We start from the raw sequence: 18,540 nt of genomic DNA on the forward strand, positions 1-18,540 counted from the left end.
CGAATCCATGAAGCGAGCGACACGGCGACGGCCGGCGCGCGGGCTCCTGCTCGCGGCGCTGGCCGCCGTCGCGACCATGGCGCATGCGGCGCCGGCGCGCGCGGCGATGCCCGCGCCCGTCGCCGCGGTGACGGCGGGCGACCTCGGCTACCCGTATCCGAGCGCGCCGGACTGCGACGAGCAGACCGGAACGAACTGCGTCGCGGACCAGTGGGGCTTCGTCGAGGGCCAGTGCCACTCGTGGGTCGCGTACCGGCTCAACGAGCTGAACGCGGCCGAGCTCGGCGGCACGTTCGACGTCGACTACCGCATGCCGGCCGGCGACGAGTGGGGCAACCCGTCGAACTGGGACACGGCCGCGCAGGACGCGGGCATCACGATCAACGCGACGCCCGCGCTCGGCTCGGTCGCGTGGTGGGCGGCGGACGGCGGGCACGTCGCGTACGTCGAGGCGGTCAACGCCGACGGCAGCGTCGAGATCTCGGAGATGAACTCCGATTATCACAACGGCTTCGACTTCGCGACGCTGACGCCGACGACGCGCTGGCCGGACGCGTTCCTTCACATCGCCGACCGCCCGCCCGTCGTGTCGGCGCCGATCGCGCCGGGCGCGCCGACGACGGCGCACGCGACGCAGTCTGCGCACACGATCGTCCTGACGTGGAAGGCGCCGAGCAACAACGGAGGTTCGGCGATCACGCACTACTCCGTCGCGATGAGTCCGGGTAGCCGCACGGCCACGACGGCCGGTTCGTCGACGCGTACAACCTTCACGAACGTCGCGGCCGGGAGCTACACGCTCCGGGTGCGCGCGCAGAACGCCGCGGGAACCGGCGCGTGGTCGAGTGCGTCGAACCGCGTCGTCGTTCCCGCATCGCGCTCGGGGTACTGGATGCTCGGCGCGGGCGGTGCCGTGTACGAGTTCGGTGATGCCGTGCGCTACGGCGATGCCGGGAAGCCGATGGTCGCGATGGCCGCGCGTCGCGACGGGCTCGGATATTGGACCGTCGATTCGCGTGGCCGCGTCCATTCGTTCGGCACCGCGACCGCTCACGGAGGCAGCCCGCTGTTGCGCGTGGGTGAGTCGGTGTCGACGATCGCGGCGACGCCTTCGGGCAACGGCTACTGGCTCTTCACGAACCAAGGGCGCGCCTTCCGTTACGGCGACGCGCACGTGTTCGGCGACATGTCGAACGTGCACCTGAACGGCCCGATCATTGCTTCCGCGGCCACCGCGACGGGGAAGGGCTACTTCATGGTCGGTTCCGACGGCGGTGTGTTCAGCTTCGGCGACGCCCGGTTCCACGGCTCGACCGGCGCGATGAAGTTGAACCAGCCGATCGTCGGCATCTCACCGACGCCCGACAACCGGGGTTACTGGCTCGTCGCGTCCGACGGCGGCGTGTTCGCATTCGGTGCCCCGTTTCGGGGTTCGATGGGGCACGTGCGCTTGAATCGACCGGTGAACGGACTCGTGGCGTTCGGCAACGGCTACCTCATGGTCGCCTCCGACGGTGGCATCTTCAATTTCTCGAATCAACCGTTCTTCGGCAGCCTCGCCGGGCGGCCGCTGCCGGCGGCGATCGTCGGGATCTCCGCGTTCGCGACGAATGGATGAGCGCGTGACGACACGACGGTCTGCGTTTCGCGCGCTCTCGATCGCGCTCACGACGGCCGTGCTCGCGACCGTCGTCGGCGTGTCGCTGCCGTTGCGCGTCGCGTCGGCCGCGACCACACCCGGCGCGCTCGGCTACCCGTATCCGAACGCACCCGACTGCAACGAGCAGACCGGCGCGCACTGCCGCGCGGACCAATGGGGCTTCGTGCAGGGCCAGTGTCACTCGTGGGTTGCCTACCGGTTGAACGAGCTCAACGCGGCGGAGCTCGCGGGCACGACCTTCAACGACCACTGGCGCATGGACCCCGGTGACGAGTGGGGGAGCGTCTGGCACTGGAACACGGCCGCGACCGAAGCCGGCGTGACGATGGACGACACGCCCGCGCTCGGATCGGTCGCGTGGTGGGGCGCCGACGGTGGCCACGTCGCGTACGTGGAAGCCGTCTACGCCGACGGCAGCGTCCGCATCTCCGAGATGAACGCCGACTATCACAACGGCTTCGACTTCGCGCGGTTGCGCCGCAGCGGCCGCTGGCCCGACGCCTTCCTGCACATCGCCGATCGTCCCGCCGTCCCGGCGGCGCCGAGGCAGGTCGCGGCGACCGCGGGATCGCGTCGCGCGACGGTGACCGTGACCTGGAAGGCGCCTCCGAGCAACGGCGCGACGGTCACCGGCTACGTCGTCACCGCGTCCCCAGGGGGCGCGACCGTGACCGTCGGCGCTCGGGCCCGGCACGCAACGGTCACGCACCTCGCGAGCGGCAGCAGCTACACGTTCCGCGTGCACGCGACCAGCAACAACGGCGCCGGGGGCGACTCACACCCGTCCAACTCGGTCGTGCCCACGGGCTGATACCGCGCCGCACGAGGGCACAGGAGGTTCGCACCCGGTCCGGAGGGCGGTACCGTGGTGGGCTTGACCGTCTTCACGTTCGGGGGTGACTCGTGAAAGCACGGAAGCTGAGCGCTGTGATCGGGTCCTGCGCACTCGTCGCGGGCCTGCTCACCACGGTCGCGCTGCCGGCCGCCGCTACGGCGAGCAAGCCGGCGGCACCGGCCAAGACCATGCCCGACGCGGCCGTCAACGGCTGCGACGTGCTGCTGACCGCGCCGAAGGGGCACGACTGCCTGCTGCCGTGGCCGAACGACGGGTTCACGCTGCCCGACGCGAGCTCGCCGACCGGTCGGCGGCTGAACATCTCGTCGAAGGTCGATCCCAAGAACAAGGACGGCGTGCACGTCGACGCGTCCGCGCAGAACCGCAGCGACGGGTTCTCACCGGGCGCCGAGATCATCGCCTACGTGCCGAACCTGAGCATCGCCAAGTCGAAGATCGCGACCTCGACCGACATCGGCTCGTCGCTCGCCGACAACGCGCCGATCGTCATCCTCGACACCACGACACACGCGCGCGTCCCGTACTTCGCGGAGCTCGACGCGCAGACGTCGAATGCGGCCGAGCAGCTCTTGCTCATCCACCCCGCGGCCGCGCTGACCGAGGGACATCGCTACGCGGTCGTGCTGCGGCATCTCGTCGACACCTCCGGAAACCACCTCGTCGCGTTGCCTTCGACGCGCGCCGCGCTCTCGGGTCGGCTGCATCCGAAGACGCGCGGCAAGCACATCAAGTGGGTCATCAACCACGACCTCCGCTCCGTGCTGCACGGCGCGACGCCGTACCTGGCGTGGGACTTCACGGTTGCGAGCGAGCAGAGCCTCGCGACTCCCGGTCTCACGATGCACGACCTCGCGTACAAGTGGCTCGGCAAGCACCACGTGATGGCCGCGCCCGGGGCGGCGGCCGACGACGACGCGCCGGCGTACACGGTGACGTCGCAGAGCGACGACAACGGTGTGCGTGACGTGCACGGCACCTTCCAGGTCCCGCTGTTCCTCGCCGACACGACGCCGTACTCCGGCATGGTCACCGATCAGAACGGCAACCCGAAGATCAACGGCCAGAAGACGTGGACGGCCAACTTCATCTGCGTGATGCCCGACACGGTCCAGGCCGGTGGGCCCGCGACCCCGACGGTCTACGGCCACGGATTGCTCGGTGATGCGAGCGAGGTCGAAGGCGGTTCGTTCTCCGCGGGCATCTCGCGCGATCTCATGGGCTGCGCGACCGACTGGGTCGGGATGTCGAGCAGCGACGTGCCGAACGTCGCGCGCAACCTCGCCGACATGTCGACCTTCGAGACCCAGGTCGACCACATGCTCCAGGGCTTCGTGAACTTCCAGTTCCTCGGCCGGCTGATCAACTCCGACTCCGGCTTCGTCACCGACCCTGCGTTCCAGGCGAACGGTGCCGCGCTCTTCAAGACGCACGACTGCCACTACATGGGCTACAGCCAGGGCGGGATCATGGGCGGCGCCGCGTCGGCGCTGTCGACCGAGTGGACGCGATCGATCCTCGGCGTGCCCGGCATGGACTACGGCGGGCTCCTGCTCAACCGTTCCGTCGACTGGGACGAGTTCGCGGCGATCTACGACCAGTCGTACACCGACGCCGACGACCAGCAGGTCGTGCTGCAGCTCGCGCAGTTGCTGTGGGATCGCGGCGAGAACGAGGGCTACGCGCAGCACCTCACCGCGAACCCGTACCCGGGCATCCCCGCGAAGCAGGTGTTCATCATCGAGAACTACGGCGACCATCAGGTCGCGAACGCCTCGGCCGAGATGCTCGCCCGCACGATCGGTGCGCGGAACCATCAACCCGCGTTCGATCCGAGCTTCTTCGGTGCTCCGCCGCGTGCCGACGTGCCGGTCGTACCGCAGTGGGGTCTGCAGAAGCTCGACCACGCGAAGCCCGTCACCGCCGGCCTCGTGCTGTGGGACTACGGGACGCCGACGCCGCCGACCGACAACCTCGCTCCGGACGGCTCGCAGTACGGGCAGGACCCGCACGGCTTCGGCCGCGGCAACACGCTCCTGCTCGACCAGATCACGTCGTTCCTGACGACGGGCGTGATTCCGAACGAGTGTGGCCGCTTCGCCTGCCAGAGTGAGACGCCTTGATGCATCGTCCCCGTCATTGGGTCGCGCTGCTCGCGGCGCCGCTCGTGCTCGCGCTCGGGGCGTGTGGCACGTCGGCCGGCGCGAAGCCGAGCGCCGCGCCGCACGCGACGACGCGTCAACGGGTCACGACGACGACGCTCGGGCCCGACGGGATGACCGCCGAGGAGATGGCGCACATGAAGCGCGCGCTCGTGCCGGCGCGCGAGATCCCGGTGCTGGCCGACGGCGACTTCGACCCGAGCCGCATCAACCTCGGCGGCACACCGGGCGTCACCCCCACCGAGCAGCGCGGCGCGCAGAACCTGCTGCGCGAGACGGTCGAGGTGCTCCCGGAGTGGGACAGCACCGCGAAGGCCGCGGCCGACGGTTTCCACTCGATCGGCGACGCGCTCACGGGCGACGAGCACTGGATCCACTGGAACTGGATCGACGACAACGACTACCTCGACCCGCACCACCCGGAATCGCTCGTGTACCACGTCGACCAGGCGACCGGGAAGCGCACGCTCGAGGCTGCGATGTTCATCCTGCCGGACCGCTTCACGTTCAAGAACCTGCCGACCGTCGGCGGCCCGTTGCTGCAGTTCCACATCCACGACAACCTCTGCTTCACGAGCGACCCGGTCGCGCCCCAGGTCGCGGGGCTCAACTTCGGGGGCTCGTGCAACCCGCCGCTCGTCGCGTTCCACCCGAACGTGATGGTGCACGTGTGGATCCGGCCGAACCCGTGCGGGCCGTTCGCCGCGCTCGAGGGCGTCGGTGCCGGCCAGGTCGCCCCCGGACAGACCCGGGCCTGCGACACCATGCACGGCGAGGCGAGCCTCTAGCTCGTCACCGTCCTGTCGTGGTCTGCAGTGGTGTAGTGGTACTGCGTTGTTCGGCTATACGCCGACAACGCAGTACCACTAACTGCCGTTGTCGTGGGGCTCGGTCGTGCGGTAGTCGCCGAAGGGCGCGTCGCGCTCCTGGAGCGCGGTGGTGAGTCCCTTCTCGCGCGCCGCGGTCACGAACTGACGCATCGATCCCGCGTGCGTACCGAGCGCGCAGAGCTCGGTGCCCGCGCGGATGCCGGCGCGCAGTCCCATGGCGTCCATCTGTCGGTGAACCACGCGCTTGTTCAGTTGGAGCAGCTCGATCGGCACGAGCGCGATGCGCTGCGCGACCTCGAGCACGCGCGCCTCGAGCTCGTCGGCGGGGAAGGCCTCGTTCGCCCAACCTCGGCGCGCGGCCTCGATGCCCGACACCGAGTCGCCGGTCAGCATCATCTCCATCGCCTTACGCATCCCGAGGAACCACGGATGGAAGTGCATGTCGGGCACGCCGAAACGGACGGCCGGGTAGCCCATCTGCGCGTCCTCGGCCATGTACACGAGGTCGCAGCCGGTCGCGAGCTCGCTCGCGCCTGCGAGGCAGTAGCCGTGGATCTGCGCGATCACGGGCTTGGCGAGATCCCAGATGCTCATCCAGCCCTCGGTGACGTGGCGCGGCCACGCACCCTCGCCGCCGGGCGTGTAGTACGGCATGTCGTAGCCCTCGTTGCCGCCGCCGAGGTCGTAGCCCGCGGAGAACGACGAGCCCGCGCCGCGGATGATCGTCACCGACACGTCCGGGTCGGCGTCGTGCTCGCGCAGCGTGTCGAGGATCGCGCCCCGCAACGGATGCACGAGGCTGTTGCGCTTCTCGGGCCGGTTCATCGTGATGCGCCGCACGCGTGGCGCGGGCTCGTCGACGAGGATCACGTCGTCGGGCGCGGCCTTCCCTGACGCGGTCACTGCAGACCCCTCTCGAGCTTCTCGACGGTCTCGATGTACTCCTCGACGAGTCCGAAGATCACGTCGCGCACGGGACGAACCTGGTTCATGCGGCCGACGATCTGACCGACGGGCGCGAACTGGATGTCCTTGCGGTCCGAGCGCGAGATGCGTGCGTTCGCCTCCGACGTGAGGATGTTCTGCAACGGCATGCCGAGTGGACCGGGACCCTTCGGGTCCTCCCACGCGTCGGTCCACTGGTTGCGCAGCATGCGTGCAGGCTTGCCGGTGTAGCAGCGCGAGCGCACGGTGTCGGCCGACGTGGCGTCGAGGTACGCGCCGAGCACCGCGGGACTCGAGTTGCTCTCCGCGGTCGTGAGCCAGAGCGAACCGAGCCACACACCCTGCGCGCCGAGCGACAGCGCGGCCGCGATCTGACGGCCGCTGCCGATGCCGCCCGCACCGAGGACCGGGACCGGCGCGACCGCGTCGACGACTTCGGGCACGAGCACCATCGTCGCGATCTCACCGGTGTGTCCGCCCGCTTCGTAGCCCTGGGCGATGATCACGTCGACACCGTTGTTCACGTGCCGTTGCGCGTGCACCGCCTTGCCCGCGAGCGCGGCCACCTTCACGCCGTGCTCGTGCGCCTGGTCGATCACGTCCTTCGGCGGCGAGCCGAGCGCGTTGGCGATCAGCGAGATCGGGTGCGCGAGCGCGATCTCGACGTGCCGGTGCGCGACGTCGTCGGTCCACCCGAGCACGCCGTGCCCGCCCGAGCCTTCGGGCAGCGGGGCGAGATCGAATCGCTCCATGAGCTCGTCGACGTAGCGCCAGTGGTTCGCGTCGATCATCGACTTGATCGTCGCGAGCATCTCGTCGGCGCTGCCGCCCTCGACCGCGACCGACTTCTGCGGCATCACCGTGTCGACGCCGTAGGGCTTGCCGTCGACGTGCTCGTCGATCCAGTCGAGCTCGATCTCGAGTTGCTCCGGACTGAAGCCCACGGCGCCCAGCACCCCGAGCCCGCCGGCCTTGCTCACGGCGGCGACGACGTCGCGGCAGTGGGTGAACGCGAAGATCGGGTACTCGACCCCGAAGACGTCGCACAGCTCGGTTCGCATCGCCTGACCTCCACCTCGCGGAAACGAGAACCGGTTCTAGGTGTGGCGACGCTAACCGACGGGGGCGGTCACGAGCCCGAAGGCTCCTGACGCACCACGAGGTCGAGGTGCATGCCGTCGTGGTAGTGGCCCGGCAAGTTGCAGACGACCGCATAGTGGCCGGCCTCGAGGTGGGCGAACAGCGCCCGCGACGAACCCGGCTTCAACGCGCTGCCGCTGTCGACGACGTCCTTCAGCTCCGGCGAGTCCTCGATGACGTCGCCGTCCTTGCCGAGGGGCAGCTGATCGGCCGGCAGGTCGGTCTTGAACACGACGAACTCGTGACCGATGGACGCGTCGTTGTGGACGTCGAACCCGATCTTGCCGTCGTTCACCGTCGTGCGGGACAGCGTGATCCGGAAGCTCCGCTCGTGCACGACGATCTTCTCGGAGCCCTTGAACTCCTCGGAGTTCGCGTGGTGTCGCGCCAGGACGCCGAGTCCGAGCGCGACGACGCAGCCGAAGAGGATGACGAGCGCGGCGACGACGGTCGGCGCGACCGTCGAACCCGGCGCGACCTGGTGCCGACCCGAGCTCTGCACCTCGTCCTGTTGAGCCACCTCGATCTGCGTCACGATCGAACGCTACGACCGTCGCAGGCGTCCTGGCCAGTACGGGCGTAACGTCGCGCCCCGCAGCGCCTCGTCCTCGCGGGAAGGAGCGGCCGTGACCATCACCGACGCCGTCGACCTCGACGTCACGCCCCTGTCGGCCACGATCGGCGCGGCGATCCGCGGCGTCGACCTCCACGCGCCCGTGTCGGACGCCGTGATCGCGCAGATCCGCGAGTGCCTCTTGCGCTACGGCGTGATCTTCCTGCCCGGCCAGCACCTCGGTCCCGCGGAGCACCTCGAGTTCGCGCGGCGCTTCGGCGAGCCGACGCCCGCGCATCCGGTGATCCCGGGCGTCCCGGGGTTCCCGGAGATCTTCGAGATCGACTACACGAAGACCGCGAAGGTGCGCGAGACGTACGGCGACGTCGTCGACCGCTACGACGGGCTGTCGTGGCACACCGACGTCACGTTCGTCGAGCGCCCGCCGCTCGGCTCGATCCTCAATGCGCTCGTGATCCCGCCCGCCGGTGGCGACACGATGTTCTCCGACCAGCGCGCCGCGTATGAATCGTTGAGCGCGCCGATGCGCGCGTTCCTCGACGGCCTCACCGCCGTGCACGACGGACGCGCCGCGTTCGGCGCCTTGCTGAAGCGACGCAAGGACGGCGGTGGCGATTGGGACGGGAAGCGGTACAAGGCGCTCGAGCCGTCGGAGCACCCCGTCGTGCGCACGCATCCGGAGACCGGGCGCAAGAGCCTGTTCGTGAACCCCGGCTTCACGTCCCACATCAGAGGACTGACGCGCGGCGAGAGCAACGCGTTGCTCCAGTACCTCTACGCGCATTCCGTCGAGCCTCGCTTCACCGTGCGCTACCACTGGTCCGCCGGCGACCTCGGCTTCTGGGACAACCGGGTGACCCAGCACAGCGTCGTCGGCGACTTCACCGGACATCGCGTCATTCAGCGCGTGACGCTGCACGGCGACCGTCCCGCCTGACCGCGTCCACGCCGAAACGGGGCGAGGTTGCGAGCCCGAGCAGAGAAGCGCCGTGCAACCGATCGCGGCGCCCGCCCGTCTTCTTCACTCGTGCGGGAACGCGGTGTTTGGAGTCGGTCCGAGCTCGCCGAGCAGTTCACGGCGCGCGCACCCGGTCTACGACGTACGGCGTATCTGCTGTGTGGAGACTGGACGCGCGCCGAGGACCTCGTGCAGACGGTGTTCGCCAACGTGTACGCGCGGCGACGCCGACTGCGCAGTCGTGAGGCACTCGGCGCGTACCTCCGGCAGTCGCTGACCCGCACGTACCTCGACGCGAACGCGCGTCACTGGAAGCGAGAGCACGCGACGGACGAGCTGCCCGATGTCGCGCTGCCGCACGACGACGCGATCGAGGACCGGTTGGTACTCCTCGACGCGCTCGAGCGTGTCCCCCCGAGGCAACGCGCGTGCCTCGTGCTCCGCTTCTACGACGACTGCTCCGTCGAGGAGACCGCGACGCTGCTCGATTGCAGCGTCGGCACCGTCAAGAGCAATACCGCGCGCGGGCTCGACGCGTTGCGTGCGGTGCTCGCCGACGAGGCACCCGACCTCGTCACGACCCCTTGGAGGCACTCATGAGTCCCGACCTCGACACCGCCGAGACGCGTGTGCGGCACGCGTTCGACCATCTGATGTCCGACGAACCGCCGCTGCACGTCGACGCGGCCGCCGCGATCACGCGCGGCCGGCGCGTGCGGCGCCACCGGCTGATGGTCGGCGCGACCGCGATGGCCGCGGCGGTCGCCACCGTGACGGCGGTCGCGGCGACGACCGTGCAGCACGATGCCGGTCAATCGCGCGCGACGGCCGCAACGCCGCGGGTCGCGACCCCGTTCCGCCTGACCGCGCAGCACGGCGAGGTGGCCGCGGTCGAAGGGCCGCAGCCGTCGGGTCCCGTCGACGCCGCGATCATCGACGCGATCAAGGCGAACAGCCCGGCGTCGTGGAGCTTCACCTTCGGTGGGGGCGGCACCAACCCGGCGAGCATCGACGGCACCGCGAACGACGGCGCCGGACCGGGACGCGTGTACGTGTACGTGAACGGGCCCGGCGCGATGACGCGCGAGCCGTGCGGCGACCCCGACTTCGTGTCCGGCGTGACCTGCACCGAGACGCATCTGGGCGGCGATGCGATCCTCTCGGTGCGCGGGCTCTTCGACTACGAGGGCGTCGAGACGTACGAGATCGCACTGACGCACGCCGACGGCTCGGGTGTCGGAGCCGAGTCCGGCAACTTCACGCTGCACCCCGTGCCCACGATCATGAAGTTCACGCCGTCGCTCAAGCGCCGGCTCATCAAGCCCGACACGTCGCGCCCGCACCCGACGTACGACGGTACGCAACTCGCGAAGATCGTGGAAGCCGTCGACGCGGCCACGAATCGCTGACCGACGCACCAACGCCAGACCTCGCGCTTCCCCGGCGCGCGCTGCGCCGGGGAAGCCGCGTTCTAGTGGCTGGTGAGGTCGTCGACCTTCTCGCTGATCGTCTGCGCGAGCTTCTCCGCACGGGGCGAGACCACCTCACGCGCGTGCTTCGCGTTCTTGCGCGCGGCACGGGCGGCCTTGCGCCCGCGCTTCGCACCTTCGCGGCCCGCGTCACGCATCGTGCCCGCGGTCTGATGCACGAGCGGCTCCGCCGTCGACATGAGCTCGCCGAGACGCGCGGCACGGCGCTTCTTGCGCTTGCCGTTCGCCTTCTCGAGCTTCTTGTCGCTGCGCGCGGCCTGCGAGGTCGCGTGCTTCAGGCGCTTCTCGGCGACCGCGACACGGCCCTCGGCCGCTTCCCGATCGTGCTGCTCCCTCGCGAGCTCACGCTCGGCGCGGCGCAGCTTCTCCTTCTTGCTCCGGAACGACACCACACCGAGCGTTCCGACTGAGAGTGTCTTTCGCACCATTCCCATGGGCCGGTTCTTACCCGATCGACCTCGCGATGACACTCACTGCAGGCCCGGTCCCTCCCAGAGCTTGATGCCGCCGAGCAGCCCCGCGCGGTTGTCGACGAGGCGCACCTTCGGGCCGAGATCCGCCGTGATGTGCTTCGCGTTGCCCCCGCCGACGAGGATCGCGTCGGGGAGCACGAGTGCGTCGACGGTCTCGACCGCCTTGGCGACGCGCTTGTTCCACTTCTTCTTGCCGATCTTCTGCAGCGCGGCGTCGCCGAGGTATTCGTTGTACGTCTCGCCACCCGAGAGTGGATGGTGCGCGAGCTCGAGGTGCACCGCGAGCGCGCCATTCGAGAACACCGCGGTGCCGACACCGGTCCCGAGCGTCATCACGAACTCGAGTCCCTTGCCCGACACCGCGCCCGCTCCCTGCACGTCGGCGTCGTTCGCGACGCGGCACGGTTTGTCGAGCCTCTTGCCGAGCGCCGTCGCGAGGTCGAAGCCGCTCCACGCGCGCACGAGGTCGTCGTCGATGTCGGTGCCGAGGCCCCGCTCCGTCGAGAACGCGGGCGCGGTACGAATCTTGCCGTCGCGCACCGCGCCGGGGAAGCCGACCGATACGCGGTCGTAGGGCGGCAGGTCGGCGACGAGCTTGGCGAGATCGTCGACCAGCTTGGTCGGCGGCATCGGGAACGTCGTCGGCACGCGGACGCGATCGTGCAGCGGCTTGCCCTTCGCGTCGAGCACGGTCGCCTTGAGCCCCGTCCCACCGATGTCGATCGCCAAGGTGGTCGTGCTCACCGGTCGCACTCGCTCGGCTCGTGCTCCATGACGCGTGATGGGGCGAAGCGAAGTCGCTTGCTCGCTCCGCTCGCCGCGTTCCGGTGCATCATCATCACCCTCCTTCGGCAGCGCGGGCGGACGGCTGGAGTGCGGCGTACCAGGGGCCGAGATCGAGCTCCGGATAGCGCTCGTGCGTCAGCGCCAGCAGGTCGTCGTCCCAGACTTCGTGACCGGGCGGCGGGAAGCCGAACAGCGCGAGCTCGCGCGGCGTGCAGCTCTCGACGAACGCGGTCCACGACGAGTCGGTCGCGCGCGACTGCTGCGTGTGGAAACCGACCCACTCCTGGCTTGCGAGCCGGAAGCTGACGTTCAGCAGGTAGCGCGCGCCACGCGGGTGCGTGAGGTCGATCGCGCGGTGGAACACATCGGGCCGGTATACGAGCAACGAGCCGCGCGGTCCGCGCGCGGGACGTTCGGCCGCGTACAACGCCGGGTCCCACTTGGGCAGCACGAGCAGCTCGGTCGGTGTGTGGTCGCGCGAGTCGCGCAGCGCCACGAGGTGCGTCGGCGCGCAGTCGTCGTCGACGTCCGAGAGGTAGAGGAACGACTCGACGTGACGCAGCGGCGCGTCGGCGCGCGCAGGCAGCCACGAGTGATTGCGATCGGTGTGCATCGGCTGCTCGTAGTTCGTGAGCCCCGTGTACTTCGCCGACACCGACGCCTGGTACAGACGGATGTCGTCGGTGCCGAGCGCGCGCTCCGCGAAGTCGACGATCGACGGGTGCACGTACAACCGGTTGAGCGCGCCGGACCCCGGAAGCGGGAACTGACCCTGCCACCGGTGCTGCTCGGGCCGGAAACCCGGGCCGTCCTCCGGCCACGTGTACACCTCGTTGGCCGGCGGGGGCCGGCCGAGACGCCGCTCGGTCTCACCTTCCGGGTCGGCGTGATACTGCTCGGGCGTCGGGAACAGCTCGCGCAGGTCGACCGCAGCGGCGTCGATCTCGTCGGGGTCGATCAACCCGTCGAGCAACACCCAGCCGTCGGTCTCCCATGCCGCGATCTCGGCCGCGGTCGCGCGCCGGGAGCTCATCGGGAAATCCAGGTCGTCACCGTCTCATCTGACCACGGTCCGTCGCCCGCGTGCGAGGCGGGCGCGAGCTCGATGCGGCGGTCGGCGCCTGCGGCGATGTCGGCCTCCCGCGTCGCGACGAGGCAGGCGGTTCCGCGCGCCGCTCGTTCGCGGAGGAGCCGCACGACGGTCTCGGCGTTCTGGCGGTCCTGGTGCGCGACCGGCTCGTCGGCGAGGATCACGTCCGGCGTACCTGCGAGCGCGCGGGCGACCATCACCCGTTGCCGTTCGCCGACCGAGATCTCCTGCACGTTGCGGTGCACGAGCCGGTCGAGTCGCAACGCCTCCATCAACTCGGCGATCGCGTCGTCGGCGAGCTCGACGCCCGCGCGCGTCGCGAGGGTGATGTTCTCGATGACGTCGAGCTCGTCGACGAGCGCGAACTGTTGGGGCACGACCGCGACCGCCGACCACGGCGGCGGGCTCGCGCTGGCGCCGACCCACTCGACGGTGCCGGAGTCGGGACGGTCCCATCCGGCGAGGAAGTTCACGAGGATCGTCTTGCCGCTCGCGGTAGGACCCGTCACCGCGACGAGCTCACCGCGCGTCAGCTCGACATCCGGGAACGTGAGCGTGCGCGGGGGTTGGTCGACCCGTTTCGTGACCGAGGTCGCGCGCACGCCGGTGATCGTCACGGCTCGTCGATCCGCACGCGACCGTCGACGACCGAGAGCCGCACCCGCCGGTCGGGGAAGAGATCCACCGCGTCGTCCGGCAGCTGCACGCGTCCTGCGTCGTCGATCACCGCGAGCGGCTCCTCGCCCGCGCGCGCGGCGCGCGCCGCGAGGGTGCCCCGGCGGATGACGAGCAGCTGGTCGGCGACCTCGATCACGGCCGGGTCGTGCGACGAGATCAGGAACGTCTGCCCGGCGTCGGCGTATGCGGGAAGGCTCGCGACGAGCGCGGCCGTCGCATCCGGATCGAGCTCGGCCGTGGGTTCGTCGGCGACGACGAGCGACGGGTCGCCCGCGACCGCCATCGCGAACGCGAGGCGTTGCTGCTCACCCGCGGAGAGGCTGGACACGCGCCGGTCCGCAACTCCGGCGAGGCCGGCCGCCGCGAGCAGGCGGTCCGCCGCCGCGCCGTGCTCACCGCGCATCCGCAGCGCGAGGACGAGGTGCGCGCGCACGCCCAAGTACTCGAGCAGGTTGTCGGCAGGACGCTGGAACACGTAGCCGATCCGGCGCGTCGCGATGCGTCGGCGCGCGCGGGCGCGCAGCATGGTGGTCGCGCGGCCGTCGACCCACACCTCTCCCGCCGCGGGTCGCTCGAGACACGCGACGAGCCGGAGAAACGTCGACTTGCCGGCGCCCGACGGCCCGATGACGACGGTGGTGCTGCCGGTGGGGAAGCGTGCCGCGACCCCGCCGAGGGCGAGCACCGCGCCGCCCGCGGCCGGATACATCTGCACGAGGTCGCGGCACTCGGCCGCGAGGTCAGTCGGCACGGCGCAACATCTCCGCGAGGCTCCGCCGCGTCGCGGTGCGTTCGACGAGCGTCGCCAGCAGCAGCGTCGCGAGCACGGCGCCCGCGAGACAGATCGCGACGGCGACGAGGTCGATTCGGAACAGCGGCGCGGGCGGGATCTGCGGCGCGGGATCGATGTGCGAGAACACGATGCCGATCGCGACGACCGAGAGGACGCTGCCGAAGATCACGGCCGCGCCGATCATCGTGCCGACCTCGGTCATCGTGGCCCCGATCGTGGCCCGGCGGCTCACACCGACATGCCGCGCGACCGCGATGCCGAGGCGACGACGATCAGCGATCGACGCGAAGTAGAGGCCGAGGCCGCAGAGGCTGACGATCCCGGCGACGAGACCGATGATCTGCAGGTAGCGGAGCGCCCACAGCTGCGGCGCGAGGTCGCCCGGCGCGAAGTCGCTCGCGCGCACGACCGACGTGATCGGCATGCCCTCGGCGAGGAGCGTGGAGCGGATCGAAGGTGTCGTCCGGTTGACCCAGATCTCGGGCGTGTCGGTCACGCCCGCCTTCGTCAGCGCGGCGCGATCGATGACGACGAGTGGCTGGTCGCTCTCGAAGCCGAGCCCGGGGAACGCGTGCGGGCGCGCCACGACGTCGACTGCGAGCGTGGTCGACAGCGACCGCGTGCCGTGGTGCGCGTCGAGCGAGAGCACGAAGCGGTCCGGGAGCCCGTCGCCGATTGCGAGCGCGGGAACGCCGGAGTGGTCGTGCTCGGCGAGGGCGCGGACGAGAGAGGAGAGCGAGCGGCTCGAGAACGGCCGCTCCCAGAACGCGCCGCGCGCGAACGTCGCGGGGTCGAGGCCGAGGACATCGGCCCGAGCGTGATCCGTACCGCCGTTGTTGTTCTCACGCGTGCGCGTCACCTCGGTCGCGTACGCGCCGAACGGTGAAGACTTCGGCAGCGGTCGCGCGCTCACGAGCGAGAACGCCTGCGCGCTCCCGGGGCCGAGTGTCGACTTCGCGCGAATCGTCGCGCGCAGCGACGACGCGAGACACGCTGAGAAGACGACGATGCCGACCGCGACCGTCGCGCCCGCGATCAGCGGCACCGCGCGCGCCCGTGCCGCGGCGACCCGTCGGAGTCCGAGCCACAGGCTCGTCGCGCGGCGCGGACCGGCGAGGCGCGCGAGGTCGCTCCGAACGGCCGCGCGCGCGAGCAGCCCCCCGCAGCCGGCGATCAGCAGCACGGGGAAGAGGAGCACCAGCGTGTCGACGTGCGCGCCCGCGCTCGGTGAGCCCGGCGATCCGCTGCGCGTGCTGAGCTCGTACAGCGCGGCGCCCGCGACGGCGAGGACCGCCGGTTCCCACAACGCGAGCCGCGCCCGCGCGCTCACCGATTCCGGCGACAGCCCGATCTTGCGGACTCCGAGCCAGATCACGAGCGCGATCGCGGCGAGCGCGACCACGACGGCCGCACCGACGAGCTCGGCCGCGCTCACGACCGCGTGCGACGCGATCGCGGAGCTGGGTCCGACCGCGCGCACGAGCAGGTCGCCGGCCACGACGCCGATCGCGCCTCCGAGCAGCATCGGCGGCGCGAGCTCGAGCACGCCCTTCATCGCCAGCGCGGCGGGCCCCGCCCCGCGCAGCGCCAGCACGACGACCTCCTTGCGCCGCCGATCGAGCCACGTGTGCGCGGCGACGAGCAGCACCAGGAGCGCGACACCCGCGCCGCCGAGCGCGACCGGCCCGACCGTCGCCGATCCCGTCTTCGAGGCCTGATCGGAATGCGCGAGCGTCGACTCGGAGTCGACACTCGAGGTACCCAAACCGAACACGCGCCCTTCCGGCAACGTGAAGTTGCTCGTCGCCGCGGCGATGTGCTCGAGCGCGGGGATCGTGCGCGTCGCGTTCGCGACCGTCCAGTGCGCGGGGTCGGGCGCGTACTCCCACCAGGCTTCGACCGCAGGCATGTGCGCGCGCGACGACACGCCGAGCAGCGTCGACCGATCGAGGAACCCGGTCGGCGACGGGACCGCCACGCCGTAGCCGTCGAGCGCCTGCTGCAGCGAGCACCACGAGCGGTCGCGACGCCCGCCGGCGAGGTCGCGGAACACCGCGTGCACGACGAGCGGCGTGGCGACGAAGTTGTCGGAGAGCACGACGCGATCGCCGGCCGCAAGGTGGAGCGTGCGTGCGGTCGTGTCGGGGATCCAGATGCCCGGCGCCGCGACGGCGTGGACGACGTCGACGTGGTGCTCGAAGCCCGTCCGAGCGAGCACCTGCATCGAAGCGCTCGACGCGCCGCCCTGCGGGCCGAGCCGCATCGTGCCGCCGAAGACGGTGATGACCACGGGCGAGAGGGCGGGCAGCTTCGCCACGTCGGCGTCGAGCGTCGTCGTGCCGACCGGCACGTCGACCGCGGGTCGCAGTGCGCCGCCCGCCGTCGCCGGCGCGGGTGAGACCGTCGACGCCTGGCGCTGGACGCGCAGACCCACGTCGGACGCGCAACCCTGATCGACGTCGGAACGCAGCGCCGCGGTCCCGGCCGACGAGGAGAAGAGCGGGCGCGAGCCGGCGGCGATGCCGAGCACGAGCGCGGCGACCGCGATCGACGCGAACAATGACGGTGCGCGGAGCAGACGGCCGGGTGCGCGCCGCCAGGGCGAGAGCGTCAGCAGACGCAACCAACGCACGGCGTCACCGTACCGGCCCGGTCGCGGGGGATCGCGGCAGTAGCGTCGAAGCCATGCGCGTGTCGTTCAAGACCGTTCCGCAGGACTCCGACTGGGGGTCCATGCGCGACATGTGGCTCGCCGCCGACGACATCGACGTCTACGACGCGGGCTGGAACTTCGACCACTTCTATCCGATCCTCCAGGACGACCGGACCGGTCCGTGCTTCGAGGGCTGGACGATGCTCGCGGCGCTCGCGACGATCACGCGCCGCATCCGGCTCGGCGTGATGGTGACCGGCAATCCGTACCGCCACCCCGCGCTGCTCGCGAACATCGCCGCGAGCGTCGACGTGATCTCCGACGGGCGGCTCGAGCTGGGCATCGGCGCGGGCTGGAACGAGGAGGAGAGCACTGCGTACGGGATCGACCTCCCGCCGCTGCGGGAGCGCTTCGATCGCCTCGAGGAAGCGTGCGAGGTGATCGACCTGCTCCTCACGAAGGAGACCGCGTCGTTCCGCGGCCGCTACTACCAGCTGACCGACGCGCGCTGTGAGCCCAAGCCGGTGCAGAAGCCGCGCCCGCCGATCCTCATCGGCGGCGGTGGCGAGAAGCGCACGCTTCGGATCGCGGCGCGGTGGGCCGACCAGTGGAACGCTCCGGGCGCGAGCCCCGAGGTGCTCGCGCACAAGATCGAGGTGTTGCACCGGCACTGCGCCGACGTCGGGCGCGACCCTGCGCAGATCGAAGTCTCGGTGCAGGTGCGATCGGGCGCGGATGCCGCGCAGGTTGCCGCCGACGCATCGGCACTCGTCGACGCCGGCGCGCAGCACATCATCGTCGGCTTCCGCGCGCCGTTCGATCCCGCGCGTCTCGAGCCGATCGCGCGCGCGTTGCAGGACGCGCTGCCGCTCAGCCGTTGAGCGCGATCGTCGCCTGGGTCAGCTCGGCGAGTCCCTGGTTGAACGACTGCGCGGCGGCCGCATAGTCGCCGGCCGCGCACGACTGCGTTCCCTGGGTCAAGACGGTCAGCGCCGATTGCACGTGCGTCCGGATGTCGGCGCCGATTCCGGCCGTCACCCGGCCCTGTGCTGCCTCGGCGTCGGTCCGGAGCTTCCGACACTCCGCGGCCAGCGCGTCGAACTTGCCGGCGCTCCCGTCGGTGGCGATCGGCTCCAGGTCGTCGGCCAGCTGCGAGAGGCCGGATCGCAGGTCGACGACGCCCGGCGTTTCGCTGACGATCGAGCCCGTGCCCTGCCTCGACGCGAGGGAGCGGTTGCCGTTGTGGACCAGGTTGATCGTGACGAGGACGCCCACGACCAGCACGACCAGCACGGCCAGCGCCTTGATCGGCACCCGGACGACCTTGACGTCGACGAGGGGCGGCGGCGACGGCAACGGCGGTGGAAACGCGGCTGCCAGCGGCGGCGCCGGCGGCGCTCCGGGAACCGGAGTGTCGCTGTGCCAGCCGGCCCCACCCATGTGCTCCAACCTCTG

At 70.7% G+C, this 18,540-nt stretch carries 18 protein-coding genes; 8 read left to right on the top strand and 10 right to left on the bottom strand.

Going from position 1 to position 18,540, the window contains the following annotated elements; genetic code table 11:
- Nucleotides 1-7 precede the first annotated feature (7 nt).
- From VH914_03900 to VH914_03915, 4 genes are all read left to right on the top strand, one after another.
- Entirely contained in the window at nt 8-1,618 is a 1,611-nt protein-coding gene (locus VH914_03900) for a CHAP domain-containing protein (GenBank protein ID HEX4490329.1), read from the top strand.
- A 4-nt stretch (nt 1,619-1,622) separates the two neighbouring features.
- Complete coding sequence (locus VH914_03905) at nt 1,623-2,471, top strand: CHAP domain-containing protein (GenBank protein ID HEX4490330.1); 849 nt, start codon at nt 1,623-1,625, stop codon at nt 2,469-2,471.
- 116 nt (nt 2,472-2,587) lie between these two features.
- A complete protein-coding gene (locus VH914_03910) occupies nt 2,588-4,636 on the top strand; it encodes a hypothetical protein (protein ID HEX4490331.1) in 2,049 nt (682 codons plus the stop codon).
- Nucleotides 4,633-5,463 (top strand): hypothetical protein, encoded by an 831-nt coding sequence (locus VH914_03915; protein ID HEX4490332.1) that lies wholly within the window; start codon nt 4,633-4,635, stop codon nt 5,461-5,463. Before VH914_03910 ends, VH914_03915 begins: the two co-directional genes overlap by 4 nt.
- A 78-nt stretch (nt 5,464-5,541) precedes the next feature.
- Here VH914_03915 and VH914_03920 read toward each other — a convergent pair whose 3' ends face one another.
- The 3 genes from VH914_03920 to VH914_03930 form a co-directional block, all read right to left on the bottom strand.
- Nucleotides 5,542-6,408 carry an enoyl-CoA hydratase-related protein gene (locus tag VH914_03920; GenBank protein HEX4490333.1) on the bottom strand — a complete coding sequence of 289 codons (867 nt, stop codon included), beginning with the start codon at nt 6,406-6,408 and terminating at the stop codon, nt 5,542-5,544.
- Complete coding sequence (locus tag VH914_03925; protein ID HEX4490334.1) at nt 6,405-7,511, bottom strand: nitronate monooxygenase family protein; 1,107 nt, start codon at nt 7,509-7,511, stop codon at nt 6,405-6,407. The genes VH914_03920 and VH914_03925 overlap by 4 nt, the downstream gene beginning before the upstream one ends.
- Before the next feature lie 68 nt (nt 7,512-7,579).
- Nucleotides 7,580-8,125 (bottom strand): sulfocyanin-like copper-binding protein, encoded by a 546-nt coding sequence (locus tag VH914_03930; GenBank protein HEX4490335.1) that lies wholly within the window; start codon nt 8,123-8,125, stop codon nt 7,580-7,582.
- Nucleotides 8,126-8,216: 91 nt separating this feature from the next.
- On the opposite strand from VH914_03930, the gene VH914_03935 reads away from it, so the two are divergent.
- The 3 genes from VH914_03935 (at nt 8,217) to VH914_03945 (ending at nt 10,531) form a co-directional block, all read left to right on the top strand.
- The gene (locus VH914_03935; GenBank protein ID HEX4490336.1) at nt 8,217-9,101 is read left to right on the top strand and encodes a TauD/TfdA family dioxygenase; all 885 of its coding nucleotides are present in this window, start codon (nt 8,217-8,219) and stop codon (nt 9,099-9,101) included.
- Between the two features lie 90 nt (nt 9,102-9,191).
- Nucleotides 9,192-9,722 carry a SigE family RNA polymerase sigma factor gene (locus VH914_03940; protein ID HEX4490337.1) on the top strand — a complete coding sequence of 177 codons (531 nt, stop codon included), beginning with the start codon at nt 9,192-9,194 and terminating at the stop codon, nt 9,720-9,722.
- Nucleotides 9,719-10,531 (top strand): hypothetical protein, encoded by an 813-nt coding sequence (locus tag VH914_03945; GenBank protein ID HEX4490338.1) that lies wholly within the window; start codon nt 9,719-9,721, stop codon nt 10,529-10,531. The genes VH914_03940 and VH914_03945 overlap by 4 nt, the downstream gene beginning before the upstream one ends.
- Before the next feature lie 62 nt (nt 10,532-10,593).
- On the opposite strand, the gene VH914_03950 is transcribed toward VH914_03945, so the two are convergent.
- From VH914_03950 to VH914_03975, 6 genes are all read right to left on the bottom strand, one after another.
- A complete protein-coding gene (locus VH914_03950) occupies nt 10,594-11,046 on the bottom strand; it encodes a hypothetical protein (GenBank protein HEX4490339.1) in 453 nt (150 codons plus the stop codon).
- A 36-nt stretch (nt 11,047-11,082) separates the two neighbouring features.
- Nucleotides 11,083-11,829, bottom strand: a complete 747-nt coding sequence (locus VH914_03955; GenBank protein ID HEX4490340.1) for an ROK family protein — start codon at nt 11,827-11,829, stop codon at nt 11,083-11,085.
- 94 nt (nt 11,830-11,923) lie between these two features.
- Complete coding sequence (locus VH914_03960; GenBank protein HEX4490341.1) at nt 11,924-12,904, bottom strand: hypothetical protein; 981 nt, start codon at nt 12,902-12,904, stop codon at nt 11,924-11,926.
- Nucleotides 12,901-13,578, bottom strand: coding sequence for an ABC transporter ATP-binding protein (locus VH914_03965; protein HEX4490342.1), 678 nt, complete (start codon nt 13,576-13,578; stop codon nt 12,901-12,903). The genes VH914_03960 and VH914_03965 overlap by 4 nt, the downstream gene beginning before the upstream one ends.
- Entirely contained in the window at nt 13,575-14,390 is an 816-nt protein-coding gene (locus VH914_03970; GenBank protein HEX4490343.1) for an ATP-binding cassette domain-containing protein, read from the bottom strand. The genes VH914_03965 and VH914_03970 overlap by 4 nt, the downstream gene beginning before the upstream one ends.
- Nucleotides 14,380-17,064 (bottom strand): FtsX-like permease family protein, encoded by a 2,685-nt coding sequence (locus tag VH914_03975; protein ID HEX4490344.1) that lies wholly within the window; start codon nt 17,062-17,064, stop codon nt 14,380-14,382. The genes VH914_03970 and VH914_03975 overlap by 11 nt, the downstream gene beginning before the upstream one ends.
- Nucleotides 17,065-17,117: 53 nt before the next feature.
- Between VH914_03975 and VH914_03980 the strand changes: the two genes are divergently transcribed.
- On the top strand, nt 17,118-17,966 hold the full coding sequence (locus tag VH914_03980) for an LLM class F420-dependent oxidoreductase (GenBank protein ID HEX4490345.1): 849 nt from the start codon (nt 17,118-17,120) through the stop codon (nt 17,964-17,966).
- Here VH914_03980 and VH914_03985 read toward each other — a convergent pair.
- Entirely contained in the window at nt 17,956-18,399 is a 444-nt protein-coding gene (locus VH914_03985) for a hypothetical protein (protein ID HEX4490346.1), read from the bottom strand. The genes VH914_03980 and VH914_03985 overlap by 11 nt on opposite strands.
- Nucleotides 18,400-18,540: the final 141 nt, after the last annotated feature.

It is taken from the genome of Acidimicrobiia bacterium, assembly GCA_036271555.1.
Lineage (GTDB): Bacteria > Actinomycetota > Acidimicrobiia > IMCC26256 > PALSA-610 > DATBAK01.

Excerpts from the sequence above, each read along its gene's own strand:
- VH914_03900 (HEX4490329.1), top strand. The coding sequence starts at position 8 with ATGAAGCGAGCGACACGGCGACGGCCGGCGCGCGGGCTCCTGCTCGCG.
- VH914_03925 (HEX4490334.1), bottom strand. The coding sequence starts at position 7,511 with ATGCGAACCGAGCTGTGCGACGTCTTCGGGGTCGAGTACCCGATCTTC.
- VH914_03945 (HEX4490338.1), top strand. The coding sequence starts at position 9,719 with ATGAGTCCCGACCTCGACACCGCCGAGACGCGTGTGCGGCACGCGTTC.
- VH914_03950 (HEX4490339.1), bottom strand. The coding sequence starts at position 11,046 with ATGGGAATGGTGCGAAAGACACTCTCAGTCGGAACGCTCGGTGTGGTG.
- VH914_03960 (HEX4490341.1), bottom strand. The coding sequence starts at position 12,904 with ATGAGCTCCCGGCGCGCGACCGCGGCCGAGATCGCGGCATGGGAGACC.
- VH914_03980 (HEX4490345.1), top strand. The coding sequence starts at position 17,118 with ATGCGCGTGTCGTTCAAGACCGTTCCGCAGGACTCCGACTGGGGGTCC.